The 26,127-nt window shown below is 59.7% G+C and carries 23 protein-coding genes, 1 tRNA gene and 1 riboswitch; of the genes, 6 read left to right on the forward strand and 18 right to left on the reverse strand.

Features of this window, described 5'->3' with window-relative positions; genetic code table 11:
- Together MM194_RS19460 and MM194_RS19465 are read right to left on the reverse strand one after the other, a co-directional pair.
- A partial coding sequence (locus tag MM194_RS19460; RefSeq protein WP_241344591.1) for a VCBS domain-containing protein occupies nucleotides 1-3,820 on the reverse strand: 3,820 nt, incomplete at its 3' end.
- A gap of 2 nt (nucleotides 3,821-3,822) precedes the next feature.
- On the reverse strand, nucleotides 3,823-4,374 hold the full coding sequence (locus MM194_RS19465) for a hypothetical protein (RefSeq protein WP_241344593.1): 552 nt from the start codon (nucleotides 4,372-4,374) through the stop codon (nucleotides 3,823-3,825).
- Between the two features lie 1,115 nt (nucleotides 4,375-5,489).
- On the opposite strand from MM194_RS19465, the gene katG reads away from it, so the two are divergent.
- Complete coding sequence (gene katG, locus MM194_RS19470) at nucleotides 5,490-7,670, forward strand: catalase/peroxidase HPI (protein WP_241344595.1); 2,181 nt, start codon at nucleotides 5,490-5,492, stop codon at nucleotides 7,668-7,670.
- A gap of 850 nt (nucleotides 7,671-8,520) precedes the next feature.
- Here the strand turns inward: katG and MM194_RS19475 are convergent.
- Together MM194_RS19475 and MM194_RS19480 are read right to left on the reverse strand one after the other, a co-directional pair.
- A tRNA-Ser gene (locus tag MM194_RS19475) sits at nucleotides 8,521-8,608 on the reverse strand.
- A 239-nt stretch (nucleotides 8,609-8,847) separates the two neighbouring features.
- Nucleotides 8,848-9,303: a YbjN domain-containing protein gene (locus MM194_RS19480; RefSeq protein WP_081965959.1), complete on the reverse strand. Its 456-nt coding sequence runs from the start codon at nucleotides 9,301-9,303 to the stop codon at nucleotides 8,848-8,850.
- Nucleotides 9,304-9,461: 158 nt separating this feature from the next.
- Here MM194_RS19480 and MM194_RS19485 point away from each other — a divergent pair, with 158 nt between their 5' ends.
- The gene (locus tag MM194_RS19485; protein WP_241344597.1) at nucleotides 9,462-10,799 is read left to right on the forward strand and encodes a flavohemoglobin expression-modulating QEGLA motif protein; all 1,338 of its coding nucleotides are present in this window, start codon (nucleotides 9,462-9,464) and stop codon (nucleotides 10,797-10,799) included.
- 72 nt (nucleotides 10,800-10,871) lie between these two features.
- On the opposite strand, the gene MM194_RS19490 is transcribed toward MM194_RS19485, so the two are convergent.
- Together MM194_RS19490 and MM194_RS19495 are read right to left on the reverse strand one after the other, a co-directional pair.
- The gene (locus MM194_RS19490; RefSeq protein WP_033129171.1) at nucleotides 10,872-11,453 is read right to left on the reverse strand and encodes a thymidine kinase; all 582 of its coding nucleotides are present in this window, start codon (nucleotides 11,451-11,453) and stop codon (nucleotides 10,872-10,874) included.
- A 100-nt stretch (nucleotides 11,454-11,553) separates the two neighbouring features.
- Nucleotides 11,554-13,134, reverse strand: a complete 1,581-nt coding sequence (locus MM194_RS19495) for a Na+/H+ antiporter NhaC family protein (RefSeq protein WP_241344599.1) — start codon at nucleotides 13,132-13,134, stop codon at nucleotides 11,554-11,556.
- Nucleotides 13,135-13,220: 86 nt separating this feature from the next.
- A riboswitch (Lysine riboswitch) is annotated at nucleotides 13,221-13,392 on the reverse strand.
- Between the two features lie 318 nt (nucleotides 13,393-13,710).
- On the opposite strand from MM194_RS19495, the gene MM194_RS19500 reads away from it, so the two are divergent.
- A complete protein-coding gene (locus MM194_RS19500; RefSeq protein ID WP_033129169.1) occupies nucleotides 13,711-14,115 on the forward strand; it encodes an H-NS family nucleoid-associated regulatory protein in 405 nt (134 codons plus the stop codon).
- 67 nt (nucleotides 14,116-14,182) lie between these two features.
- On the opposite strand, the gene MM194_RS19505 is transcribed toward MM194_RS19500, so the two are convergent.
- The 5 genes from MM194_RS19505 to MM194_RS19525 form a co-directional block, all read right to left on the reverse strand.
- Nucleotides 14,183-14,746: a cob(I)yrinic acid a,c-diamide adenosyltransferase gene (locus MM194_RS19505; protein ID WP_033129168.1), complete on the reverse strand. Its 564-nt coding sequence runs from the start codon at nucleotides 14,744-14,746 to the stop codon at nucleotides 14,183-14,185.
- Nucleotides 14,743-14,973 carry a DUF3820 family protein gene (locus tag MM194_RS19510; RefSeq protein WP_033129167.1) on the reverse strand — a complete coding sequence of 77 codons (231 nt, stop codon included), beginning with the start codon at nucleotides 14,971-14,973 and terminating at the stop codon, nucleotides 14,743-14,745. The genes MM194_RS19505 and MM194_RS19510 overlap by 4 nt, the downstream gene beginning before the upstream one ends.
- 1 nt (nucleotide 14,974) lies before the next feature.
- On the reverse strand, nucleotides 14,975-15,646 hold the full coding sequence (gene queE / locus MM194_RS19515) for a 7-carboxy-7-deazaguanine synthase QueE (protein WP_033129166.1): 672 nt from the start codon (nucleotides 15,644-15,646) through the stop codon (nucleotides 14,975-14,977).
- Nucleotides 15,647-15,701: 55 nt separating this feature from the next.
- Complete coding sequence (gene queC, locus MM194_RS19520; protein WP_241344601.1) at nucleotides 15,702-16,391, reverse strand: 7-cyano-7-deazaguanine synthase QueC; 690 nt, start codon at nucleotides 16,389-16,391, stop codon at nucleotides 15,702-15,704.
- A 65-nt stretch (nucleotides 16,392-16,456) separates the two neighbouring features.
- Nucleotides 16,457-17,101, reverse strand: a complete 645-nt coding sequence (locus MM194_RS19525; RefSeq protein WP_241344603.1) for a tRNA-uridine aminocarboxypropyltransferase — start codon at nucleotides 17,099-17,101, stop codon at nucleotides 16,457-16,459.
- On the opposite strand from MM194_RS19525, the gene rrtA reads away from it, so the two are divergent.
- Nucleotides 17,067-17,645, forward strand: coding sequence for a rhombosortase (gene rrtA, locus MM194_RS19530; protein WP_081965957.1), 579 nt, complete (start codon nucleotides 17,067-17,069; stop codon nucleotides 17,643-17,645). The genes MM194_RS19525 and rrtA overlap by 35 nt on opposite strands.
- 69 nt (nucleotides 17,646-17,714) lie before the next feature.
- On the opposite strand, the gene pyrF is transcribed toward rrtA, so the two are convergent.
- The 6 genes from pyrF to cmk form a co-directional block, all read right to left on the reverse strand.
- Nucleotides 17,715-18,413, reverse strand: coding sequence for an orotidine-5'-phosphate decarboxylase (gene pyrF / locus MM194_RS19535; RefSeq protein ID WP_033129163.1), 699 nt, complete (start codon nucleotides 18,411-18,413; stop codon nucleotides 17,715-17,717).
- Nucleotides 18,414-18,513: 100 nt separating this feature from the next.
- Entirely contained in the window at nucleotides 18,514-19,680 is a 1,167-nt protein-coding gene (gene lapB / locus MM194_RS19540) for a lipopolysaccharide assembly protein LapB (RefSeq protein ID WP_241344604.1), read from the reverse strand.
- 9 nt (nucleotides 19,681-19,689) lie between these two features.
- Nucleotides 19,690-19,974 carry a lipopolysaccharide assembly protein LapA domain-containing protein gene (locus tag MM194_RS19545; protein WP_033129161.1) on the reverse strand — a complete coding sequence of 95 codons (285 nt, stop codon included), beginning with the start codon at nucleotides 19,972-19,974 and terminating at the stop codon, nucleotides 19,690-19,692.
- Nucleotides 19,975-20,130: 156 nt separating this feature from the next.
- Nucleotides 20,131-20,415, reverse strand: coding sequence for an integration host factor subunit beta (gene ihfB / locus MM194_RS19550; RefSeq protein ID WP_033129160.1), 285 nt, complete (start codon nucleotides 20,413-20,415; stop codon nucleotides 20,131-20,133).
- A gap of 92 nt (nucleotides 20,416-20,507) precedes the next feature.
- Nucleotides 20,508-22,178 (reverse strand): 30S ribosomal protein S1, encoded by a 1,671-nt coding sequence (gene rpsA, locus MM194_RS19555; RefSeq protein WP_005327816.1) that lies wholly within the window; start codon nucleotides 22,176-22,178, stop codon nucleotides 20,508-20,510.
- A 93-nt stretch (nucleotides 22,179-22,271) separates the two neighbouring features.
- A complete protein-coding gene (gene cmk, locus MM194_RS19560; RefSeq protein ID WP_241344605.1) occupies nucleotides 22,272-22,964 on the reverse strand; it encodes a (d)CMP kinase in 693 nt (230 codons plus the stop codon).
- Between the two features lie 262 nt (nucleotides 22,965-23,226).
- On the opposite strand from cmk, the gene ribA reads away from it, so the two are divergent.
- A complete protein-coding gene (gene ribA, locus MM194_RS19565; RefSeq protein WP_241344606.1) occupies nucleotides 23,227-23,820 on the forward strand; it encodes a GTP cyclohydrolase II in 594 nt (197 codons plus the stop codon).
- 90 nt (nucleotides 23,821-23,910) lie between these two features.
- Here ribA and MM194_RS19570 read toward each other — a convergent pair whose 3' ends face one another.
- Nucleotides 23,911-24,783 carry a LysR family transcriptional regulator gene (locus tag MM194_RS19570; RefSeq protein ID WP_241344607.1) on the reverse strand — a complete coding sequence of 291 codons (873 nt, stop codon included), beginning with the start codon at nucleotides 24,781-24,783 and terminating at the stop codon, nucleotides 23,911-23,913.
- A 93-nt stretch (nucleotides 24,784-24,876) separates the two neighbouring features.
- On the opposite strand from MM194_RS19570, the gene MM194_RS19575 reads away from it, so the two are divergent.
- Entirely contained in the window at nucleotides 24,877-26,091 is a 1,215-nt protein-coding gene (locus tag MM194_RS19575; protein WP_241344608.1) for an MFS transporter, read from the forward strand.
- The last annotated feature ends 36 nt before the right edge of the window (nucleotides 26,092-26,127 follow it).

Genomic DNA, 26,127 nt, shown 5'->3' on the forward strand with positions numbered 1-26,127 from the left:
AGCTGAAGGTGACCGTCTCGCCGGCCGCCAGGAACTGGGTGGCGCCATTGCTCACCGCGTAGTCCCAGCTGTCGCCGTCGGCGGTGAAGCCGCTGGTCAGCGCGCCGATCTGCGCCGGGCTCAGGGCGCCGCCGCTCCACACCGCATCGGCGTTGTTGCTCACGCTGACCGTGTGGGTGTTGGTGGTGTCGACGTCGGTGAAGCTCAGTGTGCCGCTGTCGGTCAGGATCGGGGTGGCCGCGTCCTCGGTCACCGCCCCGCTGGTATCGACGCTCAATACCGGATCGTCGTTGGTGCCGGTGATGGTCAGGGTGACGGTCTCGGTGTCGCTGCCGCCGTCGTTGTCGGTCACGGTCACGTCATAGCTGAAGGTGACCGTCTCACCCAGTGCCAGGAACTGGGTGGCGGCATTGCTCACCGCGTAGTCCCAGCTGTCGCCGTCGGCGGTGAAGCCGCTGGTCAGCGCGCCGATCTGCGCCGGGCTCAGGGCGCCGCCGCTCCACACCGCATCGGCGTTGTTGCTGACGCTGACCGTGTGGGTGTTGGTGGTGTCGACGTCGGTGAAGCTCAGCACCCCGCTGTCGGTCAGGATCGGGGTGGCCGCGTCCTCGGTCACCGCCCCGCTGGTATCGACGCTCAGCACCGGATCGTCGTTGGTGCCGGTGATGGTCAGGGTGACGGTCTCGGTGTCGCTGCCGCCGTCGTTGTCGGTCACGGTCACGTCATAGCTGAAGGTGACCGTCTCACCCAGTGCCAGGAACTGGGTGGCCCCATTGCTCACCGCGTAGTCCCAGCTGTCGCCGTCGGCGGTGAAGCCGCTGGTCAGCGCGCCGATCTGCGCCGGGCTCAGGGCGCCGCCGCTCCACACCGCATCGGCGTTGTTGCTGACGCTGACCGTGTGGGTGTTGGTGGTGTCGACGTCGGTGAAGCTCAGCACCCCGCTGTCGGTCAGGATCGGGGTGGCCGCGTCCTCGGTCACCGCCCCACTGGTATCGACGCTCAATACCGGATCGTCGTTGGTGCCCTGGAGAGTGACGGTGACTACCTGACTGCTGCTGCCATCAAAGCTGGTGACGATGAAGCTGTCTGTCAGGCTGTCGCCAGCCCCCAGTGCCTGGATGGCGATCTGGCCATTGGCGGCACTGTAGGTCCAATTACCGGCTGCACTCACGCTGAAAGTGCCATAACCGTTGCTGCCCAAAGTGCCAGCCTGCGATGCGAACGAGGCTTGGCCTACATCCAGGTCGCTAATGGTCAGCGCGCCAGAGATGGTCAGGTTTGGGGAGGTGGCATCTTCGGTCACTGCACCGGCGCTGACGCCGCCGATCACTGGTATGTCGTTGGTACCGAGGATCGTCACGGTTACCGCGCTGAGGGTGCCGTCGGCACTAGTCACACTGAAGGTGTCGGTGTAGGTGGTGCCGGCCACAAACTCGTCGTGCGCCGTGCTGGCGGTGTAGGTCCAGGCGCCAGCAGGGTTGATACTGAAGCTGCCGTAGAGCCCGACCGTGCCGGCCTGGGCCACGAAGAGCGCGGCGCTGTCGACGTCGCTGATAGTCAGCGTGCCGCCAGCATTGAGGACGGCGTTGGTCTCCGTAAGGTTGACGGTCGCACCGGACAGCACTGCAGCATCATTAGTGCCGGTGATGGTGAAGATGACGTCCTGGGTCCCAGAGTCCAGAGTGCCGTCACTGACCTTGATGGTGTAGGTGATGGTCAGGCTCTGGCCGGCCGCCAGGAAGTCGAGATGTGCTGCGGCGGGATCGTAGGTGTAGCCGATGTTCACCAAGCCACCGTTGGAGGTGGCGCCGATCAGGCTGAAGGCACCTGCGGCAATCAGCGCATTGGCGCTGGCAGGCAGTACGAAGGCTGCGCCATTGAGCATAACCACGGGACTACCAACGATGCTGGGGGTCAGCGTGTTGCCCACGTCCGTATCGGTGACTGTAAAGTTGCCGCTGATGGGGGAAAGATTCTGCGCACTGGCATTTGCCAGTTCGGCCACGGCGGCCGGGTTGTTTGTATCGCCGAGTACGGGAGTACTATTGGGAATCGTCACCCCAAGAAAATCGGCGGCCACCAGGTTGTGGATCCCGCTCAATCTGATCGCCAGCTCCGCCGTGGTATTGCCACCGATATCGGCATAGACGTAAGTGTCACCGCCAAGCTGTTTGAACCAGACCCCATTGGCGGTGGGCGTGGTACCGCCCCACTTGAGGTCAACGCCGTCGCCAAGCAGCTGGACCAGATCTATCTTGTCCTGCTCTGCCAGGTTGGCAGTATCGTTGATGCCCTTGAAGTCGGTGACAGTGTCCATCGCCGAACCGCTGGAATCGGACCAGCTCCACTGGCCGTCATGGTCGTAACCCCGGTGGTGACCAAAATTGTGGGGATAACCATTGCCGTGTTGGCCATGCTGATCCTGCTGATTGAGCGCCGCGGTGAAGACGAAGGTGTCTGCCCCTGCTCCACCGCTCAGGGTGTCGATCCCCAGTCCCCCTGCGATCTCGTCGGCACCGGCTCCACCGTACAAATTATCATTGCCGCTCTCACCAAACAGCTCGTCGTCACCGCCCTCACCATAGACGGTATCGTTGCCACTGCCGGCATAGAGGGTATCGGCGCCCCCCGCACCGGCGCCGTTCAGGTTGTTGCCGTTGTCACCGTAGAGAGTGTCATTGCCCAGGCCGGAGAAGATGACGTCATTCCCCATGGCTGCGGCGGCGCCGGCTGCGGAATCCTTGCCATCGCCATAGATGGTGTCACCACCATTTTCGCTGAAGTAGCCGTGACGCCAGTTGCTGTCATCGTTGTTGCCGATGCGATCGTTGCCCGAGCCGCCATACAGCAGATCGCGACCATCGGCACCGCTGATAAAATCGTTGCCCAGGCCGCCATACACGGTGTCGCGGCCATCCCCCCCCTTGATGGAGTCATCGCCGGCACCACCGTCCAGCAGATCGTCGCCATCTTCGCCGTAGATGAGGTCGTTGCCGCCTTCCCCATAGACCTTGTCGTCACCACGGCCGGCGAATATCTTATCGTTGCCACCAGTGCCCGAGCCACTCAGGTTGTTGCCGCTGTCGCCGTAGATAGTGTCGTTACCGTTGCCGCTGTAGATGATGTCACTGCCAAAGGCCATGGTGGCCGCACTGTCAGTGGCATAATTGAGACCATCGCCATAGATGATGTCGCTACCACTCTCCCCACGGCCATAACGCCACCAGTCGTCATCGCGGCCTATGATGTCGTTGCCGGCGCCACCGTGGATCAGATCGGAGGCGCTGGAGCCGAGAATGGTGTCATTGCCTTCGCCACCGTAGAGGCGATCCTGGCCGGTACCGCCGTCGATGAAGTCATCGCCGCTGCCACCCTCGATGATGTCGTCACCAGCGTCACCATACAGCTGGTCATTGCCCTCGCCACCGCTGATGCGGTCGTTGCCTTCACCGCCTTCAACGATGTCATTGCCGGCACCGGCTGATATGACGTCGTTGCCACTGTCCCCCTCGATCACGTCATTGCCGCTGCCGGTGGTGATGGTGTCGTTGCCCGAGCCGCCATCCACAGTGTTGTTGCCATTGCCTGCGTTGATGACATCGTTGCCGCTGCCACCGTCGATCACGTCATTGCCGGCGCCTGCGGTAATGGTGTCGTTGCCCGAGCCCCCATCGACCCTGTTGTTGCCCTCACCCGCGTTGATGCTGTCATCGCCAGCCCCCCCATCGATCACATCGTTGCCCGCATAGGCCAAGATGACGTCGTTTTTGTTAGTACCGCTGATTTGGTCGTTGCCGTTGGTGCCGTTGATGTTAGCCATGATCAAGCTCCTTCAAAAACAGAGGGAAAGTGGATATTGCTGACGATCCGGGTGAGGCAATGGCTCATCCTTCTCCCATCCGGGAGACGCTGAGCCTTGCCTGCTGAATGGGTATTGGGGACATCCGTTTCGTGGGCTAAAGAAAGCGGCCCACCCTGGCCGATCAGACGGCCATCTTCGGCCAATAGGCCGGGATGGTGACAATGCAGACTGGGGGTTGGCGCACAGAAGAGGATGGCATCAGCACGCGCGGCCACCGGTACACGCTGTCCAGGTTGGACCGTGAGGCCTGGGTCGTGCTGATCACAGGTCTGCACAGAAAGAGGAGCAAGCCTGATAGTGGCGACGGTCAGGGACTGATGACGATCGACGAGGGGATCACTGCCATACGCTCCCCGCGAGCTGACAACCGGGGCCTTTCCTGTCATAAAGCCCTTTCGAAACGAGCCTTCGTCCTTGGATTGCCGCTGGCGGCCATCGTCGACCACGTGATAACGCTGCCCCTGAAACAGGGAAATACCGGCGATATCTCGCCGGAAGTGATAAGACCCCATTTAAAACCCCTTAAATCCTTTTAAGAGTCAAGATCAGGGCCCCATGTCATCAATGACGAACCCTGAATAGCACACAACGTTTTAATTTATCCCGGTTCTGTGGGTGCTCTGACCATGGCGCCTCACTTGTTTTGCCTAAGCGTAGACACTGATATATTTGACAGTTGTAAATTTATTTTTTTGCTGTTATGCGAAATTGGTATTACGCAGTATTGAAAATCCAAGGATCTTGCTCTGAACGCAGGAGAGACGAGTGTCGTTGTGGCCAATAAAGACAAGCTCAAGGCCTGATGGCATTGAGGGCGAAGGAGCGAAGAAAGCCTTAATCTGATGATGCATCGTGCTGGGGCTGGCTTGTCGTCGTGATCCATCAGGATCAATCCCCCCCTCATCAGCCGTTGAACGCTATGTCGTATTCCCCTGGGGTCACCCCACGAGCGCAGTGGGTCAACCGACTAATTTGGCCACGCTCAACGCCGCAATAAAATTGTGGTTCCTAATAAGAGCCCAATAATATTCCTTCCTTCTTTGTGTTATCGACTTGCTGCTCAGGCTCTCTCTGTCTGCTCTCTTCTGCCAGCGCCATATCAAAGTGCTCATCCAGCCTCTTTAAGCGAGACGTAATACTAAAAAATATGGCTATTCATATAGTTAGTTCCGACGTCACAGAAATGAATCCAGATAGGGTCCAGGCTGGATCTATCCCTGCACGCAATGATGTAGCGCAATCTTTGGCGCTGCCGACTGTGATACTGATGAAAAAATGAATAATGCCCCCGAGTGACCGCCATACTGACAAGCTGTTGGCCAGCAGCGTTCGGATCACGTGGATAGGCCGCCATCAAAATGCGAGAGACAGCAAAGCTGTGCCGGTCGTGGCTATCGAGGCCAGGGCTGTGCCAAGGGAAAATGGATTGTGAGAATAGATGGGCTTAATCCATTTCTTCACGGTTCATGTGCGACATTTCAGATTAAGGTTATGAAAACAAAGAATTAGTTGAAAACAGCCTGGCCAGAATATGGCGAGTGCGGCAGGACAGGCTCAGATAGCAAAGTGGAAATTTCCCACATACTAAGTTGTTAGGCTTGCAAACGATTGCCAAGGAGAGACCGAGATGAGTGAAGAAAGCAAATGCCCCTTCAACCACACCGCCGGCGTCGGAAGAACCAATCGTGACTGGTGGCCAAACCAGCTGCGGCTGGATCTGCTGCACCAGCATTCCGCCAGCTCTGACCCCATGGGCAGCGATTTTGACTACACCAAGGCGTTCGAGAGCCTCGATTACAAGGAGCTCAAAAAAGACCTGGTCAGGCTGATGACCGACTCCCAGGAGTGGTGGCCGGCAGACTTCGGCCACTACGGGCCCCAGTTTATCCGCATGGCCTGGCACGCAGCGGGCACCTATCGCACCACAGATGGCCGTGGCGGTGCTGGCCGCGGCCAGCAACGTTTCGCCCCCCTCAACAGCTGGCCAGACAACGTCAACATCGACAAGTCGCGCCGCCTGCTGTGGCCCATCAAGCAAAAATACGGCAGCCAGATCTCCTGGGCCGACTTGCTGATCCTCGCCGGCAACGTCGCGCTGGAGTCCATGGGATTCCGTACCTTTGGCTTCGGCGGCGGTCGTGCCGACGTCTGGGAACCGGATCAGGACGTGAACTGGGGTGATGAAATCGCCTGGCTCGGAGTCGATCCTGAGCGGGTCAAGGGCGACCGCGAGCTCACGGCCCCCTTCGGGGCCACTCACATGGGCCTGATCTACGTCAACCCGGAAGGGCCGAACGCCAGCGGCGACTACATGGAGGCGGCCAAGGACATCCGCTCCACCTTCGGTCGCATGGCCATGAACGACGAGGAGACCGTCGCCCTCATCGCCGGCGGTCACACCTTCGGCAAGGCCCACGGCGCCGCGCCGGAATCCCACAAGGGGCCCGAGCCGGAAGCTGCGCCGCTGGAGGCCCAGGGCCTCGGCTGGATCAGCGACTACGGCAGCGGCCACGGCAAGGACACGGTCTCGAGTGGCCTCGAGGTCACCTGGACCAAGACCCCGGCGCTGTGGAGCAACAACTTCTTCGAAAACCTGTTCAAGTTCGAGTGGGAGCTGACCAAGTCACCGGCCGGCGCCAAGCAATGGGTCGCCAAGGATGCCCCCGAGATCATCCCGGATGCCCATATCCCCGGCAAATTCCACAAGCCGACCATGCTGACCACGGACCTGACCCTGCGTTTTGACCCCGAGTTTGGCAAGATCTCCCGCCACTTCTACGAAGACCCCCAAGCCTTCGCCGACGCCTTCGCCCGTGCCTGGTTCAAGTTGACCCACCGCGACATGGGTCCGGTGGCCCGCTACCTGGGACCGGAAGTGCCAAAAGAAGAGCTGATCTGGCAAGACCCCGTCCCCGCCGTCAACCACGAGCTGGTTGGTGACAAAGACGTAGCGGCCCTCAAGGAGCAGATCCTGGCGGCGCCACTGTCGGTCGCCGAGCTGGTCTCCACCGCCTGGGCATCCGCCGCCAGCTTCCGTGGCTCCGACAAACGCGGTGGTGCCAACGGCGCCCGCATCCGGCTCGCCCCGCAGAAGGATTGGGCGGCCAACCAGCCGGCTCAGCTGGCCAAGGTGCTCAAGGCCCTGGAAGGTATTCAGCAGGGGTTCAACGCTTCGGCCACCGGTGGCAAGAAGGTGTCGCTTGCGGATCTGATCGTGCTGGCCGGCGGGGTTGGTGTCGAGCAGGCTGCCAAGAAGGCAGGCGTCGCCGTGACCGTGCCCTTCGCACCGGGCCGGATGGATGCCTCCCAGGCGCAGACCGATATCGAGGCCTTCGCCGTGCTTGAGCCCCTCGCCGATGGTTTCCGTAACTATCTGGGGGGAGACTATGCCGAGCTTTCGGAGGCCATGCTGATCGACAAGGCGCAGCTGCTGAACTTGAGTGCCCCCGAGATGACGGTGCTAGTCGGCGGCATGCGCATGCTGGGCACCAACACGGGCGCGACCGGCCATGGGGTGCTCACCACCAAGCCCGGGGCACTCTCAAACGACTTCTTCGTCAATCTGCTCGACATGGGCACCGAGTGGAAGCCGGTAGCGGGCGTCAAGGGGTTGTACGAAGGGGTGGATCGCAAGAGCGGCAAGACCAGGTGGACGGGTACCCGCGTCGATCTGGTGTTCGGCTCGAACTCCCAGCTGCGGGCTCTGGCCGAGGTGTATGCCAGCGCAGATGCGAAAGAGAAGTTCGTGAAGGACTTCGTGGCGACCTGGACCAAGGTAATGAACCTGGATCGCTTCGATCTGGCCTGATCCTGAAGGTGTGTTGACCGGCGCCCCGGTCCTGGCGGCTGGCCCCTTGGGCCAACCCCAGGATCGGGGCGCTTCTTCATGAATCCAGTCTGCAGCGCGGCTTGAATACCGCCCTTCCTGTGCCTCCCCTCTTGAGACACCACCTCCCCGACATTCTCGACGTTGGCCGACATCGCCAGACGGCTTCCGACCTGATCTTCTGCCGCACGGAACCCTTCTTTTACACTGCCTAGACCATAAAAAACCGCCATCATCCCGTGTCGGCATGATGGAGGCTTGTATGAATGAGAGGTTTTATATCACCTCACAGCATATTTGGCTGCCAGAACAGAGCGTCTCACCGTTGCTGGCGATGACCCGGCGATAGCAGTCGAAGCCGCGCTTTTTGGTGCGGGCGAAGCTGCCGCTGCCATCGTCGTTTTTGTCTACGTGGATAAAAGAAGGAGGCGAAGATGCTGGAGATGATGTCCATCAGATGGTTGACCATGCCCACCTTGGGGGCGGCGACCACGGTATTCTCATTACTGGTGGGTTGCGGACTGCCTTGAAAGCACAAGTTCAGAAGCATCCCCTATATCTCCAAGTTGAAGAGATAACGACACGGCTGGCATCACGCTGCGTATGGCTTGAGTTTGGCCCAGAAAGCAAAAAACCGACCCTGAGGTCGGTTTTTCAAATTTGGCGACGGGTCGGGATTGACTCGCGCTATCCCTGGCGCTCGCCCTGCGGGCAGCCTGCGGCTGTCCAAGAGGGCTATCCTGCCCTCTCGTCGAACCAGGGTCCGAACCGAGCCACCCGTCACCGGATAAAGTAAAAGGGCCTGTCTTGCGACAGGCCCTTTTACTTTATTTGGCGGTGAGGGAGGGATTCGAACCCTCGATACGTTGCCGTATACACACTTTCCAGGCGTGCTCCTTCAGCCACTCGGACACCTCACCAATTTGTTTCAGTCATCTGCCTGTGGCTTGCGGAGCACGCGTTGCGTGCTTTCTTACCGATTTCATCGGCTGGCAGCCACTTGGGCACATCACCAAATTTTTGTCTGTTGTTTAAGGTGTTCAGCCAACACCGGTTCGTTGCGCCACTGCGCCGGAACGGGGCGTAATTTAGGGGAAAGGTCCGCCTGCGTCAACGGCTTTTTGGCTGCCGCGTTCCATTCGCACATTTAACGCACAGATTAATGGACAGACTCCGGTGCAACCTGGATTTCCGGCAGGTTGAGGAAGCCCAGTCGCTCGCACTCGCTCACCACCTCGTGGGTCGCCGCCGTGGTGCTCTCGACGAACAACAAGAACTGCTCCACGGTGAGCCCGGCCTTGGTGAAGACGGTGTGGCCCACGATGAGGCGCGGCAGGTTGTCGTCGATGATGTCAAGGAACACCTTGAGGGAGGGGTATTGCATGTTGAGGCGACCCAGCTCGGCCATCAGCGGCAGCAGCGATGAGGGGCGCACCTCCAGCTCGGATGAAAACAGCAGCCCTTCTTCTTCGACAAAGATCCGGCTCTCCTGAATGCTGTCGACCGACTGCAGGGAGACCATGTGGATGCCATGACACTGGTCGCACACATAGTGCTCGATCCGGGCCTGCTGCAACCAACGCATTATCATTTCAGAGCTGGGGATATTCATCATTTTCACGACACGATAAGGATCAAGGGGCGCAGTCTAAACCAATTTGCCGGCAACCAAAAGTGCGCTGGCCGGATCAGCCCCTGTCTCGCTTCTTTTTGGCAAGCGCTGTGCATATACTCAGCCATTCTCGCCCCTCAGCCGCCTCCAGATAAGGCCCGATGACCATCCAAGAAAAATACCGCCTGCACCTGAAATCCCTCTCGGATGAGTTGCTGAGCCTGCAAAAACCCATCCGCATCCTGGATGCCATCAAGTGGCCACGCCACCTGCAAACCGAGTTTCTGGCCAAGGGCGGGCGCGAGCTGCCCGCCATCGACGCGAACTTCTACCAGTCCCTCCCCCTGGGGTTCGATCCGCGCAACAAATACCTGGAGCTCAAAGAGCTCAGAGACAGGATCAGGCGCCGGCTCGGTCCCCAGGACGATCTGGGCCGCATCCTGCAGGAGACGGTGGATCAGTACATGGTGGTGATCGAGATGCTGCGCCAGCGCGGGCAGCCGGATTTCCAGCGCTACAGCCAGCTGCTGTACGGCTCGGCCAGCGACCACCTGCGCGGGGATCGCAAGACCCTCAAGGAGCTGGGTGCCCGCCTGTGCGACATTTTCTCCCTGCCCGGCGCCCGCCACCTGGTGCGCCCCTACCCCAAGGAGTTTGAGGGGGAAGCCGCGGTGGCCAAGCTGCAGGGCAAGCTGTCGAACTATTTCAGCGACGGCACCGTGCAGGTCAAGCTGAGCGATGGCATCGTCTCGGATGCCGCCGCCGGCGGGGATTACATCAAGCTCAGCTCCCACGCCCGCTTCTCAGAGCTGGACTTGCAGGTGCTGGAGGTGCACGAGGGTTGGGTCCACGTGGGCACCACCCTCAATGGCCGCCAGCAATCCTACGCCACCTGGCTCGGGGCGGGCTCGCCACGCATCACCGCCTGTCAGGAGGGGCTGGCCGTGCTCATCGAGACGCTCACCTTCAGCTCCTTCCCGGACCGGGCCAAGCGCATCTCGGATCGGGTGATGGCCATCGACATGGCCGAGCGCGGCGCCGACTTCATCGAGGTGTTCCGCCACTTCGTCGAGAAGGGGGCCAGCGAGCACGATGCCTACAAGATCACCCAGCGGGTGTTTAGGGGCGGCATGGTCCAGGGAGGCGCCTGCTTCACCAAGGATCTCTCCTACGTGAGAGGCTATGTGGAGACGGTCAACTTCATCCGCAGCGCCGTGCTGGAGGGGGTGCCGGAGATCCTGCCCATGCTGTTCGTCGGCAAGGTGACCCTGGATGACATCCCTGTGCTCTATCAGCACTATCTGGAGGGGCTCATCGATGCCCCGCGCTACCTGCCCCCCATGTTTCGCGATCTCACCGGCCTCTACGTCTGGTTCGGCTTCGCCTCCGGCATGTCGCTCATCGACATCGGCCGGGTACAGCAGCATTTTCGCCAGCTGTTCCAGCGCCTGCCGGTGGCCGATCCCATCATAGCGCCGGTGGATATCGAGATAGACTAGGCCCCGCTACACTCTCGCCATGCACCACAAGAAAGGGCGCCCTGTCGGCGCCCTTTGTGATCCTGTCAGCCGTTACTTGAAGGCCCGCCCTTCCAGATAGTGTTTGCGGCAGAGGGACACATAGCGATCGTTGCCCCCTATCTCCACCTGCTCGCCGTCACGCATTACCAACCCGGCTTCGTTCACCCGGGAGTTCATGTGCGCCTTGTTGCCGCACCAGCAGATGCTTTTGAGCTCCTCGAACTTGTCCGCCAGACAGAGCAGGTGGTAGGAGCCGGGGAACAGCTCGCCGCGAAAATCGGTCTTGAGGCCGTAGGCCATGACCGGGATCTTGAGCTCATCGACGATGCGGGCCAGCTGATAGACCTGCTCGCGGGTCAGGAACTGCGCCTCGTCGACGATGAACACATCGATCTTCTTCTCGCCGTGGCGCGCCTTGACCATCTCGAACAGATCGCAGCTGTCACTGAACACCTCCACCTTCAGCTCCAGACCCACTCTGGCGCGGATCACCCCGACCCCGAAGCGGTCGTCGATGACGGGCGTCATGGCCAGCGGATTCATGCCGCGCTCCAGATAGTTGAAATGCGCCTGGATGAGCTGGGTCGACTTGCCCGAGTTCATGGTGGCAAATTTGTAGTGCAGTGAAGCCATGATGCTGTTCCGAAACTGAATTTATGGGGCGCATGCTAACCAAAGCCCCTGCCAAAACCAAGGGGCCCGTGGGCCCCTTGTTTAATTTATACGACCTGGCTTATGCGACGGCCAGCGCGCGATGTTGCCGGGACTTGCGCAGATGGTAGCCGGAGAAGATCACAAACCAGAGCCCGCTGACCGTGAAGCCCGCCAGCACCGAGTGCATCAGCCCCATCACCAGATAGCCGAGCGCCGCCCCGAAGGCAATGGCGAGCGCATAAGGCAGCTGGGTCATCACGTGATCGATGTGGTGACAACCAGCCCCGGTGGCCGAGAGGATACTGGTGCTGGAGATGGGCGAGCTGTGATCACCGAACACAGATCCCGCCAGCACCGCGGCCAGCATCGGCAGCATCAGGCTGATGTCGCTGGCGGCCGCCATGTCACCAGCCAGTGGCAGCATGATGCCGAAGGTGCCCCAGCTGGTGCCGGTGGCGAACGCCATGGCGCAGGAGAGGATGAACACCACCGCTGGCAGCACCTCGATGGGCAGGTTGCCGTTGGCCATGGAGGCCAGGTACTTGCCGGTCTCCACGTCGCGCACCACGGCGCCTATGGTCCAGGCGAACAGCAGTATGTTGATGGCGGGCAGCATGGCCATGATCCCTTGCGGGGCGGCCTTCATCCAGTTCTTGGCACCGAGCTTGAGGCGCATGGCGAGACCGATGGAGACCACCAGGCTGCACAGGGCGCCATAGACCAGGGAGGAACCGACGTTGGTGTTCTCGAACGACCCGAGCACGCTGAACGGCAGGCCCTTGCCTTCCAGCACGGCGGCACCGGAGTCAATCATGAAGTAGACGGTCGCCAGGGTCAGGGTCAGGATCGGCAGCACCATGTCGATCATGCCACCATTGCTCTCCTCCGGCGATTCCATGTCCAGCCCGATGGGGCGGCCCTTGGACTCATCCCACAGCTTGCCTTCCAGCGCCCACTGCTCGTGTTGACGCATGGAGCCGATGTCGAGCTGGAACGCGATCACCACCAACACCATGATCAGGGTGAACACGGCGTAGAGGTTCATCGGGATCATCTCGACGAAGGCGGAGATGGGGCTCTGATCGGTCAGGCCATGGGCCGCCATGATGCCGCCCACCAGGGCGATGATGTAGGCCCCCCAGGAGGAGATGGGCATCAGCACACAGACCGGCGCCGCGGTGGAATCGAGCAGATAGGCCAGCTTGGCGCGGGAGATCTGGAAGCGATCGGTGACCGGACGGCAGATGGCGCCCACCGACAGGCTGTGGAAGAAGTCATCGATGAAGAAGGCAAACACCATCATGCCGGTGAGCGCCTTGGCGCCCTTGCGGGTCTTGGCGCGGCGCTCGGCCCACTCGGCGAAGGCGCGGGTGGCGCCGGAGACGCTCATCAGACTGATGAGGCCGCCCAGCAGCAACATGAACAGGATCATGTTGACGTTGTCACGGTTGAGCGCACCCTCGACCCAGACGATCTTGAGCACAGTGTTCAGCATGTAATGCAGGGAGTCGAGCGGCGAAAACTGGTTCAGCAGCAGGCTGCCGGCGACGATACCTACCCCGAGCGACACCAGGACGCGACGGGTGATGATCGCCAAAGCGACGGCCAACAAGGGAGGAATGACTGACCAACCGGAGTCGGCGTAGTGAACGATGTCCATGATCTCTTTGCACCTAAAGACAACAGGTGGAGATCTACCGAGAGGATAAAGAAACAAAACCCATGGGGAGGTAATACTCCTCAGCCCCTTCAGGTAGCGCTCCATAGTGGATGACTATGGCAGTCCTGCACCTGTTCGATGCAGAACCAGCAACCCGGTATGATGGCCTGGTCACTTCGGCGCCGACTCCTTTCCCCGAACATCGCAGGCATCACCCTCCGCTCGGTTACTCATAGGCAGCGCGCCTCTACTTAAAGGTATTCGGCGCACATTTTATCGAGGCACGGTGTGATAGCAAGTTTTTTGATTAAATTTCAATACTTGTATGGCAGCTGAACGGGAAATGGTAGTCAATTGGTGCGATAAAATTGATATAGACGATATTTTAATCTAGCCAGAACTCATTCGGAAATGAATATTATCAACTAGTCGATATATACCCCCACCTATTATCTGCCAAGCTTAATTTACCCATCGAATTAATTAATTCGCCGCACTTGACTTGATGCCAAAGCACCCTATAAATTATCGAAAAACCATCCTGTCTCTTTAATATTTTCTCGCGTGGTAGCCAATATGAACGAATTTTTGAAAGTACTGCTGAATATCCGCAGCCTGCGAGCTGTCTGCCGTGAGCTGACCCTGGAACAACTGGAAGAGGGTCTGGAAAAATTCACCGCCATCGTCACCGAACGCCAGCAGGATGAATCCGCCGATCGTCAGGCGCGCGAAGAGCACCAGAAGAAAATTGCCGAATATGCCGAAATGCTGAAGGCTGCGGGTATTGATCCGTCCGAATTGGTGGGCACAGTTGCCGTCGACAGCCCCAAGGCCAGCAAAGGCAAACGCGCCCCCCGCCCCGCCAAATATCGTTATCTGGACGATGGCGTGGAAAAGACCTGGACCGGTCAGGGTCGCATGCCCTCCACCATTGCCAAGGCCGTGGCCGAAGGTAAATCCGTGGAAGAATTTGCCATCTAATTTCCCGATGTTGGCCAAATAAAAAACCTCGCACTGGCGAGGTTTTTTATTATCCGTGTGACGGTGCTCAGCCCCGATCGGCGGCCTTGACCCAGAGCACCTCGGGGGTGTTGGTGCACACCAGCAGGTATCTCGCCACCGTGAAGAACCAGTCACTCAGCCGGTTCAGATAGGGCAAGACAGCCGGGTTGACCTGCTCGACGCGGCTCAAGCCCAGCAGCAGACGCTCGCAGCGACGGGTCAGGGTGCGCACCACATGAGCCTGTGCCGCCGCCCGGGAGCCGCTCGGCAAGATGAAATTACGCAATACCGGCAACTGGGCGCTATAGGCATCAATCTGTTGTTCGAGTCGCAGTGTCCAGCTTTCATTGACCTGCCACAGGGCCGCATTTTGCGCCTCGCTGGAAAAGGCCAGTTCACCGCCCAAATCAAACAGCTCCTGCTGCAACAATATCAACTCGGCCAATAATCCCGTCTCCTGCACCGGTATTTCGGCCATCAGCAGACCTATCTGGGAATTTAACTCATCGATGGCACCGTAGGTCTCGACGCGCCTGTCATCCTTGGCAAGCTGACTGCCATCGGCCAGTCGGGTGAGTCCCTTGTCGCCCTGCCGGGTATATATTCTCATACTGACATCCTGTTAATAATGGGAATAATCATGGACTCGAGTCCGTTGAGTTTTATCTCGTACGCCAGTGCCAGGGTTTGGCCCAGCGCGCCAGCCGGAAAACCGCTGCGCGCCATCCATACCAGATAGGGCTCGGGAATATCGATGATGCGTCGCCCCCGATATTTACCGTAGGGCATCTTGCCCGCCAGGCTAAGCAATACCCGCTCATCCGATAGATTGTCCATCTTAATCGATATTCAGATATTTATGGGTCTGGATGGAGAGCCGCCAATTACGGGCGATACAGGTTACCATGGCCAGCTCGGTGGCCCTGGGCTTCTGGCTGATGGGTTGCAGCGCGATGACCACGTCTTTGCGTAATTCAGCCGTCGCCAGCAAGACGTCGAGCTCCTCGATGTGGTGCTCGGTCGCCACCGGATGCTTGATCTCGTTGGCCCGCTCGAGGGCCGAGCGCAGCACCGGCAAGCCCCCTTTCATCCCGATCTTCGGCGAGACGGTGACCCAGGTGCTGTCGTGGGTCTGGATCTCGCTGGTGCCGCTGGTCTCGATCTGGACCTGGAAACCCGCCGTCACCAGCGCCGTCGAGAGCTCGGTGAGATCGTAGAGGCAGGGCTCGCCACCGGTTAACACCACATGGCGAGCCCGGTAGCCCAGGGTCTCGAAGCTCCCCAGGATCTCGTCCGTGCTCATCTTGCTCCAGCCATCGGACTCGTTGGAACGATCGAGCACCTCCTTGCTGTCTACCTCACGGGCCGGATCCACCACCCAGGTGTGGCGGGTATCGCACCAGGGACAGCCCACCGGGCAGCCTTGCAGGCGAACGAAGATGGCGGGCAGGCCGGTGAAGACCCCCTCCCCCTGGATGGTCTGGAAGATCTCGTTGATTGGGTAGTGCATGCTGGTCACGACTTGTTGCAAAAGGCGCGGATTATACCCCAAACAGCGGCAAGACTCACAATCCGGTTTTCTTGTGCAGGCGCGCCATGACGCCAACCCTGTCGGCCAGATACTGGTTCAGGCCACGACTGCGCAACGCGCAGGCGGGGCAAGTGCCGCAACCATCGCCCTGAATGCCGTTATAGCAGGTGAGTGTCTGCTGTCGCACGGTGTCGAGCTGACCATAGTGATCCGCCAGTGCCCAGGTTTCGGCCTTGTCGAGCCACATCAGCGGGGTCTCGAAACGAATGCCGCGATCCAGGCCCAGGGAGACTGCCTGATTGAGCGCCTTGACGAACTCGTCGCGGCAATCCGGGTAGCCGGAGAAGTCGGTCTCGCACACCCCGGTGATCACCGCCTCGGCACCCACCTGATAGGCATAGATCGAGGCCAGGGTCAGAAACAGGATGTTGCGACCCGGCACGAAGGTATTGGGCAGGCCGTTGTCTTGCAGCTCACCGCTGACCGGGATCTCGTCCCGGGTCAGGGCCGATACCGCCAGCTCCCCCAGCATGGTCACGTCCATCACCTTGTGAGCGGCAATGCCAAACGATTTGGCCAGGCGGCGGGCCGTGTCTATCTCCTCCCGATGGCGCTGACCGTAATCGAAGGTGATGGCGTGCACTTCGTCATAGCGGGCCTGTGCCTGCACCAGACAGGTGGTGCTGTCCTGACCACCACTGAATACCACGACGGCTTTTTTCACGTTGTTCACTCCTTCTCTCGGTTCTAAATAAGCGGTTCTAAATGCTCGACTCGAAATACGCGGTGTTAAGTACGGCGGCCCTGGGCAAAGTCATGCCACTGCCGGTTTAAATGGGTAAAGAGGCTCATCAGCGGGGCGAAGCGCTCGGGCTCTCCCTCCCACTGGGATAACAGATGGTAGCCCGCCTCCAGGGTCGACAGGGCCTCGGGAAACGGCTTCTTGCGAATGGAATATTGCCCCGGAATGGCGCCGAGTTTGATCCTCGGCAGCCGCAGCAAGGCCGGGTTGCTGTACAACATGCGGTAGGCCTTGCGCCAGGTGCCATCGAGCAGGATGAAATGCACCTCTTTGGCTTGCCCGCAGCCCTCGCGTACCTGCGCCAGTGTCAGGGCCTGATCGTCTGGCCACAGCAGACAACATTGCACCCCGGGGTCGCCGAGCAGGGCATTGAGCCAGTCGGCCTCGGCGAAGCTCTCTCCCACATGAATGCGGGCCTGGCTGAGAGAGGCGGCCAGCAAGGCGGCCGTCCCCTTGGGGTGAGCCACCTCGGTCGGATGCTGCAGAATGTGGAGCGGGGCAAGATGGGTCACCTGCTGAATATAATCACACAGGCAGGCTTTGAGGGCTCGGGTGCAGCGTGTACAGTAACGGCTCTCTTTGTCGTTGGGCCGTTTCATGTTGTCAGAAAAATCGGGGTTGCTCTGGGTCATCACGCTTTCGCTCGTCACTGCCTTGCTCTTCTTCACAGTACCAAATCACCTGCTCTCCTTCGATCGTACCCTGATAGCCCAGGGCGAAGGGTGGCGCATCATAACAGGCAATCTGGCCCATACCAATTTATGGCACCTGCTGCTCAACCTGAGCGGGCTGGCGGTGCTCTACAGCCTGTTTCGTGAATATCTCACCGGCTGGCACTTGCCCGCGCTGCTGCTACTGCTGAGCACGGCCGTCGGCCTCGGCATCTGGTGGTGGTGCCCGCAGACCCAGTGGTACATGGGGTTGTCCGGCGCCTTGCATGGCCTGTTCGTGTGGGGCGCGGTGCAGGATATTCGCCATCGCCGCCATTCCGGCTGGCTGATGCTGCTGGGCATTGTCATCAAGCTGGGGCTGGATTTTTACAGCGCGGGAGAGAGTCCGGTGGCCGCGCTTATCGGCGCCAGGGTACACATCGAATCACACCTCATCGGCTCGGTGGCCGGCCTGTTGCTCGGCCTCTTGCCCCTCAGCCTGGGGACTCAACCTCTCAAGTCTTGAGGCCGATGAGGGCGTGAAATGCAACAGGCCGGATCCAGGATCCGGCCTGTTGCATGTGGGCGCTATACGCTAGCCATTCAGCTCGGTGTTGATGCTGGTCAGCATGGCGGCCGGATCGACGGCCTGGGTGATGGGACGACCGATCACCAGATAGTCTGCCCCCGCCTCCACCGCCGCCCGCGGTGTCATGACCCGGCGCTGATCCCCTGCCGCCGCGCCGGTCGGACGAATGCCCGGCGTCACCAGCTTGAAGTCAGTCCCGAGCAAGGCTTTGAGCTCACGGGCCTCCTCGGCGGAGCAGACCACCCCATCCAACCCCGCTTCCTTGGTCAGCTTGGCCAGCCGGATCACCTGTTCGGCCGGGCCGACGCTGAGACCCAGCGGCGCCATGTCGGATTGCTCCATGCTGGTCAGCACCGTCACGGCGATCAGCAGGGGGGCCTTGTCACCATAGGGGACGAGCGCCTCCCTGGCGGCCCGCATCATGCGCTCGCCGCCGCTGGCGTGTACGTTGACCATCCAGACCCCGAGCTCGGCACTGGCCGCCACGGCCTTGGCAACGGTGTTGGGGATGTCGTGAAACTTCAGATCCAGGAAGACATCGAAGCCCTTGGCCACCAGCTGGCGCACGAATTGGGGGCCAAACAGGGTAAACATCTCCTTGCCCACCTTGAGGCGGCATTGGGCCGGGGAGATCTGCTCTATGAAGGCGAAGGCATCGGCCTCGTGCTGATAATCGAGCGCAACCAGTACTTTGGGATCTTGCATGTCACTTCCTATGGGTTGGTATTTCAGGGCCCGCCCCGGGCTTCGCCTGCTGGCACCCGGTCGAGCCCCGCGAGATTCAAGCGTCACGGCTCATGAGCGGCTATTCGCCGTCGAGGCCACGAATGGGTTTGATGGTGCCCCATTGACGGCAGGAGGGGCACTGCCAGAACAGCGAATGGGTGGCGAAACCACACTGACGGCACTTGTGGGTCGATTTTATCTTGATCTGCTCGCCAACCAGCTGCTGCAGCAGCTCCAGGCTCTCCTTGGCGGGACCCTCTTCGGCGCTGGCCAGCTGGAAGCCGACCAGCTGATAGAATCCCTTCATGGAGGGATGGCGCCGTAATTGACGCAGCACCAGGGCGCGCGCCTGGCTCAGGCCGTCGCGCTCCTCCACCAGATTGGCCAGGGCCAGGGTCACGCTGACACCGGCATGATCCTCCACCGCCTTCTCCAGCAGCGGGATCAGCTCCTGGCTGCGCCCCATCTGTTGATAGCAGACCAATAATTTCGGCATGGCTTCGGAGGCAAAATCCATGTCCTGCTCGAACACCCGCAACAGATCCTTGCTGGCCTCCTCGAACTTGCCCTCCTCCATGGTGAGTTCGGCCAGACGCAGGCTGGCGCGAGCGCAGGCAGGATTGACGCTGAGCGCCCGTTTCAGGCGGGTACGCCCAGTGGCCAAGTCCCCGTCACGCAGGGCACTCTCAGCCTGCTCGCAATAGAAGTGGGAGATGGGATCGGCCAGCTTCTTGCCCTGGAACTTCTGCAGACGCACGGCGACCTCGATGGCCTTGTCCCAATCGCGCAACTGTTGATGGATGATCAGCAGTTGGGTCAACGCCGTCTCCTCGAAGTCACTGTCGTCGCACAGCTCGTTCCAGATGGCCTCGGCCCTGTCCAGCAACCCGGCCGCAAGAAAATCGCGGGCCAGCTCCTGCAGCGCAAGTTGACGTTGCTCCCGGGTCAGCTGGCGACTGACCAGATTCTGGTGGATCTTGATGGCGCGATCGACCTCGCCACGCTGACGAAACAGATTGCCGAGGGAGAGGTGCGTTTCGATGGTGTCGCTGTCGACTTCCAGCAGCTGGATGAAGAGATCCACCGCCTTGTCCGACTCGTCAGACAGCAAATAGTTGAGGCCCGCCACATACTGGCGGGAAAACTGGTTACTCTGTTGCTGGGTGTCCTGGCGAACACTCCTGCGTCCCATGTACCAACCATAACCAGCGGCAATTGGCAACAGCAGGAAAAGCAGTTCAAGCATCGAGGGACATTATTCCTTGGTAGCCGACCGGGCCAGCTCCAACTCGCGGGATTGACGACGCATGGTGCGACTGAGAGTGCGATTTTGCAGCTTGAGGCGCAGGAAGAGCAGACCGAATACCAGCCATCCCAGCAAGAATCCGCCGGCGAAGAAGAATCCCAGCAGCATGGAGAGCGAGAACTCACCTTGTGCTATCAGATAATTGAACTGCACCTGCTGGCCGTTTTGTGAACCTATGGCGAGGGTCAGCACAAACACCAGCACCAATGGGATGAGGGCCAAGATACGCTTCATAAGAGCTCCCTGTCTGTAGCTAATGAGAGACCGATTATCCTTAAAATCATCGGCAGACTCTAGAGCGAATGGGAAAAGACTTTGATAAACCCGACAATTGGCGTAACCAATGTCGCAAAAATAAAAAAGGCATACCCAAGTATGCCATTTTCTGCATTATTCGATGATGTTCACGCGCTCGCGTAACTCTTTACCCGGCTTGAAGTGAGGGACATATTTCCCGGTCAGTTCAACCTTGTCCCCGGTCTTGGGGTTGCGACCCACTCGGGGGGCACGATAGTGCAGTGAAAAACTTCCAAATCCTCGGATTTCAATCCTGTCGCCGTTTTGCAAGGTCGACGCCATCTGCTCAAGGATCTCCTTGATGGCGGCTTCGACATCTTTGGCCGGCATATGCATGCGGTTGGCAGCCAATTTTTCGATGAGATCTGATTTGGTCATAAGGTTAAATCTCCTTCCCCGATCACATGCAATATTCATTTTGCCAAGATAAAAAAGGGCGGCGTAAAGCCGCCCTTTTCTTGCATCAAGGATTACTCACCCTTGGCGGCTTTGAACGCTTCCATCATAGCATTGCTGAACACAACTTCTTCTTGTTGGTTCAGGCTATCGATAGCAACACGCTCGTCAGCTTCGTCCTTAGCACGGACAGACAGGCTTACGGTGCGGTTCTTACGATCAACGCCCATGAATTTAGCTTCAACTTCGTCACCAACAGACAGCACCAGAGTGGCGTCTTCTACACGGTCACGAGCAGCGTCGGAGGCACGCAGGTAGCCTTCTACGCCATCAGCCAGTTCGATCACGGCACCCTTGGCATCAACCTCGGTAACCTTACCCTTCACGATAGCACCTTTCTTGTTATCAGACAGGTACTTATTGAACGGGTCTTCTTCGATCTGCTTGACACCCAGGGAGATGCGCTCGCGCTCCGGGTCCACTTGCAGAACAACGGCTTCGATCTCGTCGCCCTTCTTAAATTCACGCACGGCTTCTTCGCCCTGGTTGTTCCAGGAGATGTCAGACAGGTGAACCAGGCCGTCGATGCCGCCATCCAGACCGATGAAGATACCGAAGTCAGTGATGGACTTGATCTTGCCGGAAACACGGTCGCCCTTGGCGTGAGTTTCGGCAAACAGCTGCCACGGGTTGGATTTGCACTGCTTCAGACCCAGGGAGATACGACGACGCTCTTCGTCGATGTCCAGAACCATCACGTCAACCACGTCGCCAACGTTAACAACCTTGGACGGGTGGATGTTCTTGTTGGTCCAATCCATCTCGGATACGTGTACCAGGCCTTCCACGCCTTCTTCGATTTCAACGAAGCAGCCGTAGTCGGTCAGGTTGGTCACGCGGCCAGACAGACGGGTGGTCTCCGGGTAACGCTTGGCGATAGCAACCCAGGGATCTTCGCCCAGCTGCTTCAGACCCAAGGATACACGGGTACGCTCGCGGTCGAACTTCAGAACCTTGACAGCGATCTCGTCGCCAACGTTGACGATTTCGGAAGGATGCTTAACGCGCTTCCACGCCATGTCGGTGATGTGCAGCAGGCCGTCAACACCACCCAGATCTACGAATGCACCGTAGTCGGTCAGGTTCTTGACGATACCCTTAACTTCTTGACCTTCTTGCAGGTTGGCCAGCAGGCTTTCGCGCTCGGAGGTGTTCTCGGTTTCGATCACGGCACGACGGGAAACCACAACGTTGTTGCGCTTCTGGTCCAGCTTGATGACTTTGAACTCGAGTTCTTTGTTTTCCAGGTGAGCGGTGTCACGGATCGGACGCACGTCAACCAGAGAACCCGGCAGGAAGGCACGGATGCCGTTCAGCTCAACGGTGAAACCACCCTTGACCTTGCCGTTGATGATACCGATAACGGTAGCTTGCTCTTCGTATGCCTTCTCAAGCTGCAGCCAGGCTTCGTGGCGCTTGGCTTTTTCGCGGGACAGCTTGGTTTCGCCGAAACCATCTTCGATAGAGTCCAGAGCCACGTCAACGGTGTCGCCTACATTGATTTCCAGCTCGCCCAGGGCGTTCTTGAACTCTTCAGCAGGGATGGCAGACTCGGATTTCAGACCGGCGTCAACCAGTACAAAACCGTTCTCGATAGCAACGACGGTACCCTTGACGATGGAACCTTGACGGGTTTCAACGGCGTTCAGGGACTCTTCAAAGAGTTGAGCAAAAGATTCGATCATTGTTTGTGTCACAAATGAAACATCCACTCGCAATCCGGCACAAGCGGGGTTGTTTTAAATTATCTGCGCCATCCATGGTGCAGACGACTGACATCAACTTGCGCTGATATCACCAAGTTGTTGCTCTGCATAGGCCAGTACCGTCACCAGCACTTCGTCTATGGTCATCGACGTTGAGTCTACGACGAGCGCGTCTTCTGCGGGTTTCAGGGGGGCAACGGCGCGATTTCTGTCGCGATCATCACGTTCCCGAATCTCGGTTAAAAGACGCTCAAAGTTAACATCAAAGCCCTTATCTTGCAACTGCTTATAGCGGCGCTGCGCCCGCTCTTCCGCGCTGGCGTCGAGGAAAATCTTCACCTCGGCCTCGGGAAAAACCACGGTACCCATGTCGCGGCCATCGGCGATGAGACCCGGTTGCTGACGAAAAGCACGCTGACGACGCAGCAGGGCTTCGCGCACCCGGGGGAAGACCGCAATCTTGCTGGCGGCGTCGCTCACTTCCTGGGAGCGGATGGTACGGGAGACATCCTCCCCTTCCAGCACCACCTTCACCTGGTCACCCTCGACCTGGAATTGCACATCCAGATTCGCGGCCAGGGGCACCAGCGCCGCCTCGGCGTCAAGCTCGACATCGTGGTGCAGGGCGGCCAGCGCCAACACCCGGTAGATGGCGCCGGAGTCGAGCAGGTGCCAACCCAGTTTCTCCGCCAACAACTGGCACAGAGTGCCTTTGCCGGCACCGCTCGGGCCATCGATTGTCATCACGGGGGCCATCTGGGGCATAATTTTTCTCCTGCGCACGCTGCATGTTGACGGGTTGCACACATCCCTGCCGGGATGGGGTAATGGGCGCCGATTATACCCGAATGCACGGAGTCTGGCAGTTGTCAGACCACAGATTTGCGCGGAAGTCGTCGTGATTGCGCCTATTATGACCAATCCGGCCAAGCAGTCCTCACGGCAAGGTTTTGTTCTTATGGTTGTTATGGATGAGGCGCGCTAAACTAGCCGCCTTTTTTAAGCAGTTGTAGTCAGGAGCAACCCTATGAGCAGCATTAGCCTGGTGGCTAAATCCAAGTTGCCGACCCCTTGGGGCACCTTCACGCTAGTTGGCTTTCAGGAAATCGGTACAGGCAAGGATCACGCCGCACTGGTGATGGGTGATATCGCCGACGGCGAGCCCGTGCTTGGACGCATTCACTCCGAGTGTCTGACCGGAGACGCCCTGTTCAGCCTGCGCTGCGACTGTGGCTTCCAATTGCAGGCCGCCATGCAGAACATCGCCAAGGCTGGCCGTGGCGTCTTGCTGTATGTCCGTCAGGAAGGGCGTGGCATCGGCCTGCTCAACAAGATCCGGGCCTATCACCTGCAGGATCAGGGCGCCGACACCGTCGAGGCCAACGTGGCGCTGGGCTTTGCCGCCGACATGCGCGATTACACCATCTGTGCCGATATGCTGAAGGCCTTGGAGGTCAAGAGCCTGCGCTTGATGACCAACAACCCGCGCAAGCTCAAGGCGATGGAGAGTTTCGGCATCCCGGTGGCCGAGCGCGTTCCCCTGCAGGAGGGACGCAACCCCCACAATGAGTTCTACCTCTCCACCAAGGCGAACAAGCTGGATCACCTGCTCAAGAAGTAGTGCTTAATTCTCTTGCGACCCTTGAGAAACGCCTCCCAACGGGAGGCGTTTCTATTGGATAAAACGGCATTCAACAAGATCCCATGCTGTCTATCTTGCTTGTGACAGCAGGAAATCTCTAAGCGCCCGGTTGGCCATGGAGAGGGGATCCCCACGCCGCCAGGCCACGCAGAGATCGAGGAAGATCGGCGGCGCGAAGGGCACGCCGATCAGGGCTGTCTCCTCGTCCAGCGCCATGCGCAGGAAGGTGGTCACCGCAAAACCCTGCCTCACCACCGCCTTGAGCAGCGGGATCAGGTTGCTCTCGAACGCGATGTTCGGCTCACAGCCCAGCCCCTGCGCCAGCACCTCCATGTGTTCGCGATGATAGAAGCCACGTCTGAACATGGCGAGCTCCTGGCCGAAGAATTGCGGCAACGAGACGCTGGTGGCCTGGCGCAGCGGATGCTCCTCCCCCACCACCACCAGCATCTCTTCGCGCAGCAGCTGAGCGCCCTCCAGCGCCGGCGGCAGATCGCTGGTGATGAGGATCGCCAGATCCAGGCTGCCGTCCACCATGCGGCTGAGCAGCTCCCGGGAGCCCGCCTCCTCCACCCGGATCTTGAGGCCGGGATAACGGTGCTTGAACGCCATCAGGATCGGGGGGAAATAATAGGAACCCATCATATAAGGGATGCCGATGCGCACCTCCCCCCGCTCCAGCCCCTTGAGCTCCGCCATCTCCGCCTCGGCCTGATGCATCTGCAATAGCAGCCGTTCGGCGTGGCGGCAGAGCACCTCCCCCTCCGGGGTGAGCCGCACATTGCGATCCTGCCTGTCGAACAGACGCAGCTCGAGTTGGCTCTCCAGCTTGGCGATGGCCATGCTGACGGCCGGCTGCGCCACGTGCAGCGCGCTGGCGGCCCGGGTGAAGGAACCCGCATCGCGCACCGCCAGCAAATAGGTCAACTGCTTCAGGTCCATATCAATTTCATTTATGAGGTGGATAACATAAATATATTATATTTATATTCAGCGCCGCACTATTCTGCCAAAAAGTCATCGGGACAACCGCATATGATCGAAATCGGCAGCCGCGAATGGATACGCGCCACCTTGGCCCTCAGCCTGGGTTCCTTCCTGGTGTTTCTCAATCTCTATCAGACCCACCCCCTGCTGCCCCTGCTGGCGCAGGTGTTCTCCGTCAGCCCCCTGTCGGCCGGCTGGACCCTGGCGGGTTGCACCGCCGGCCTCGCGGCCTCGTTGCTGCTCTGCGCCCGGCTGGCGGATCGTTTCGGCCGCCGCCGGATCATGCTGTGGAGCCTGGCCGGCGCCATCCTGCTCTCCCTGTGCATCCCGCTGATCAGCCAGTTCGATCAGCTGGTGATGCTGCGCATCCTGCAAGGCGTGCTGCTGGCTGGGCTGCCTGCCACCGCCATCGCCTACATGGGGGAGGAGTTCAGCAAACGCGCCCTGCTCTCGGCGGTGGGCGTCTACATCGCCGCCAACTCCCTCGGCGGGATCGCGGGCCGGGTAGTGGGCGGCCTGCTGGCTGGCTGGTTTGGAGATTGGCAGCATACCTTCTTCGGGATCGGGCTGATAAGCCTCGCGCTGCTGCCGCTCGTCATCTGGCTGCTGCCGCCCCAGACCCGCTTCGTGGCCGTGGTGGCCGAACCCGGCCAGTTGCGCCGCGCCATCGCCAGTCACCTCGGCAATCCGCTGCTGGTGGGCGCCTATCTCATCGGCGGCCTCAACTTCATGGTGTTCCTGAATCAATACAGCTACCTCACCTTCCTGCTGGCGGAAGCCCCCTTCTCCCTGCCGACCCAGTGGCTCGGTATGCTGTTTCTGACCTATCTCACCGGCACCGTCGCTTCCTCCTTGAGCGGTCGCTGCGCCAATCGCTGGGGGGCCCAGCGGCTGCTGCTGGCCGGTATCGTGCTGATGGCCATTGGCAGCCTGGCGCTGCTACAAGGCTCCCTCACCGCCATCCTCATCGGTCTGCTCATCTCGAGCTTCGGTTTCTTCCTCGCTCACGCCTGTGCCAGCGCCTGGGTCGGCCAACACGTGGAGCACAACAGGGCGTTGGCCTCGTCGCTCTATCTGGTGGGGTACTATCTGGGGGCCAGTCTGGGGGGGCTGTATTTGCACCCCTTCTGGGAGCGCGGGGGGCTTGGGGGATTGGTGCTCGGCATCGAGCTGGTATTGTGCGTCACCGCCGCCTTGAGTCTCTGGCTCGGTCAGGTGAAGGGACGCGCGGCGCGTCCCCTCTCCTGCCATTCCACGCCCTAGCACATCCGAGGCCCTGCTCATCGAAGCAAGGGCCTG

Source organism: Aeromonas sp. MR16 (assembly GCF_022549315.1).
Classification (GTDB): domain Bacteria; phylum Pseudomonadota; class Gammaproteobacteria; order Enterobacterales; family Aeromonadaceae; genus Aeromonas; species Aeromonas aquatica.

Excerpts from the sequence above, each read along its gene's own strand:
- MM194_RS19480 (WP_081965959.1), bottom strand. The coding sequence starts at position 9,303 with ATGATGAATATCCCCAGCTCTGAAATGATAATGCGTTGGTTGCAGCAG.
- queE (WP_033129166.1), bottom strand. The coding sequence starts at position 15,646 with ATGCACTACCCAATCAACGAGATCTTCCAGACCATCCAGGGGGAGGGG.
- katG (WP_241344595.1), top strand. The coding sequence starts at position 5,490 with ATGAGTGAAGAAAGCAAATGCCCCTTCAACCACACCGCCGGCGTCGGA.
- MM194_RS19545 (WP_033129161.1), bottom strand. The coding sequence starts at position 19,974 with ATGAAGCGTATCTTGGCCCTCATCCCATTGGTGCTGGTGTTTGTGCTG.
- MM194_RS19465 (WP_241344593.1), bottom strand. The coding sequence starts at position 4,374 with ATGGGGTCTTATCACTTCCGGCGAGATATCGCCGGTATTTCCCTGTTT.
- MM194_RS19570 (WP_241344607.1), bottom strand. The coding sequence starts at position 24,783 with ATGGACCTGAAGCAGTTGACCTATTTGCTGGCGGTGCGCGATGCGGGT.
- MM194_RS19575 (WP_241344608.1), top strand. The coding sequence starts at position 24,877 with ATGATCGAAATCGGCAGCCGCGAATGGATACGCGCCACCTTGGCCCTC.
- MM194_RS19490 (WP_033129171.1), bottom strand. The coding sequence starts at position 11,453 with ATGGCTTCACTGCACTACAAATTTGCCACCATGAACTCGGGCAAGTCG.
- cmk (WP_241344605.1), bottom strand. The coding sequence starts at position 22,964 with ATGCCCCAGATGGCCCCCGTGATGACAATCGATGGCCCGAGCGGTGCC.
- MM194_RS19510 (WP_033129167.1), bottom strand. The coding sequence starts at position 14,973 with ATGGACAATCTATCGGATGAGCGGGTATTGCTTAGCCTGGCGGGCAAG.
- MM194_RS19485 (WP_241344597.1), top strand. The coding sequence starts at position 9,462 with ATGACCATCCAAGAAAAATACCGCCTGCACCTGAAATCCCTCTCGGAT.
- MM194_RS19505 (WP_033129168.1), bottom strand. The coding sequence starts at position 14,746 with ATGAGAATATATACCCGGCAGGGCGACAAGGGACTCACCCGACTGGCC.
- rrtA (WP_081965957.1), top strand. The coding sequence starts at position 17,067 with ATGTTGTCAGAAAAATCGGGGTTGCTCTGGGTCATCACGCTTTCGCTC.
- ihfB (WP_033129160.1), bottom strand. The coding sequence starts at position 20,415 with ATGACCAAATCAGATCTCATCGAAAAATTGGCTGCCAACCGCATGCAT.
- pyrF (WP_033129163.1), bottom strand. The coding sequence starts at position 18,413 with ATGCAAGATCCCAAAGTACTGGTTGCGCTCGATTATCAGCACGAGGCC.
- MM194_RS19500 (WP_033129169.1), top strand. The coding sequence starts at position 13,711 with ATGAACGAATTTTTGAAAGTACTGCTGAATATCCGCAGCCTGCGAGCT.
- MM194_RS19525 (WP_241344603.1), bottom strand. The coding sequence starts at position 17,101 with ATGACCCAGAGCAACCCCGATTTTTCTGACAACATGAAACGGCCCAAC.
- ribA (WP_241344606.1), top strand. The coding sequence starts at position 23,227 with ATGAGCAGCATTAGCCTGGTGGCTAAATCCAAGTTGCCGACCCCTTGG.
- lapB (WP_241344604.1), bottom strand. The coding sequence starts at position 19,680 with ATGCTTGAACTGCTTTTCCTGCTGTTGCCAATTGCCGCTGGTTATGGT.
- MM194_RS19495 (WP_241344599.1), bottom strand. The coding sequence starts at position 13,134 with ATGGACATCGTTCACTACGCCGACTCCGGTTGGTCAGTCATTCCTCCC.
- rpsA (WP_005327816.1), bottom strand. The coding sequence starts at position 22,178 with ATGATCGAATCTTTTGCTCAACTCTTTGAAGAGTCCCTGAACGCCGTT.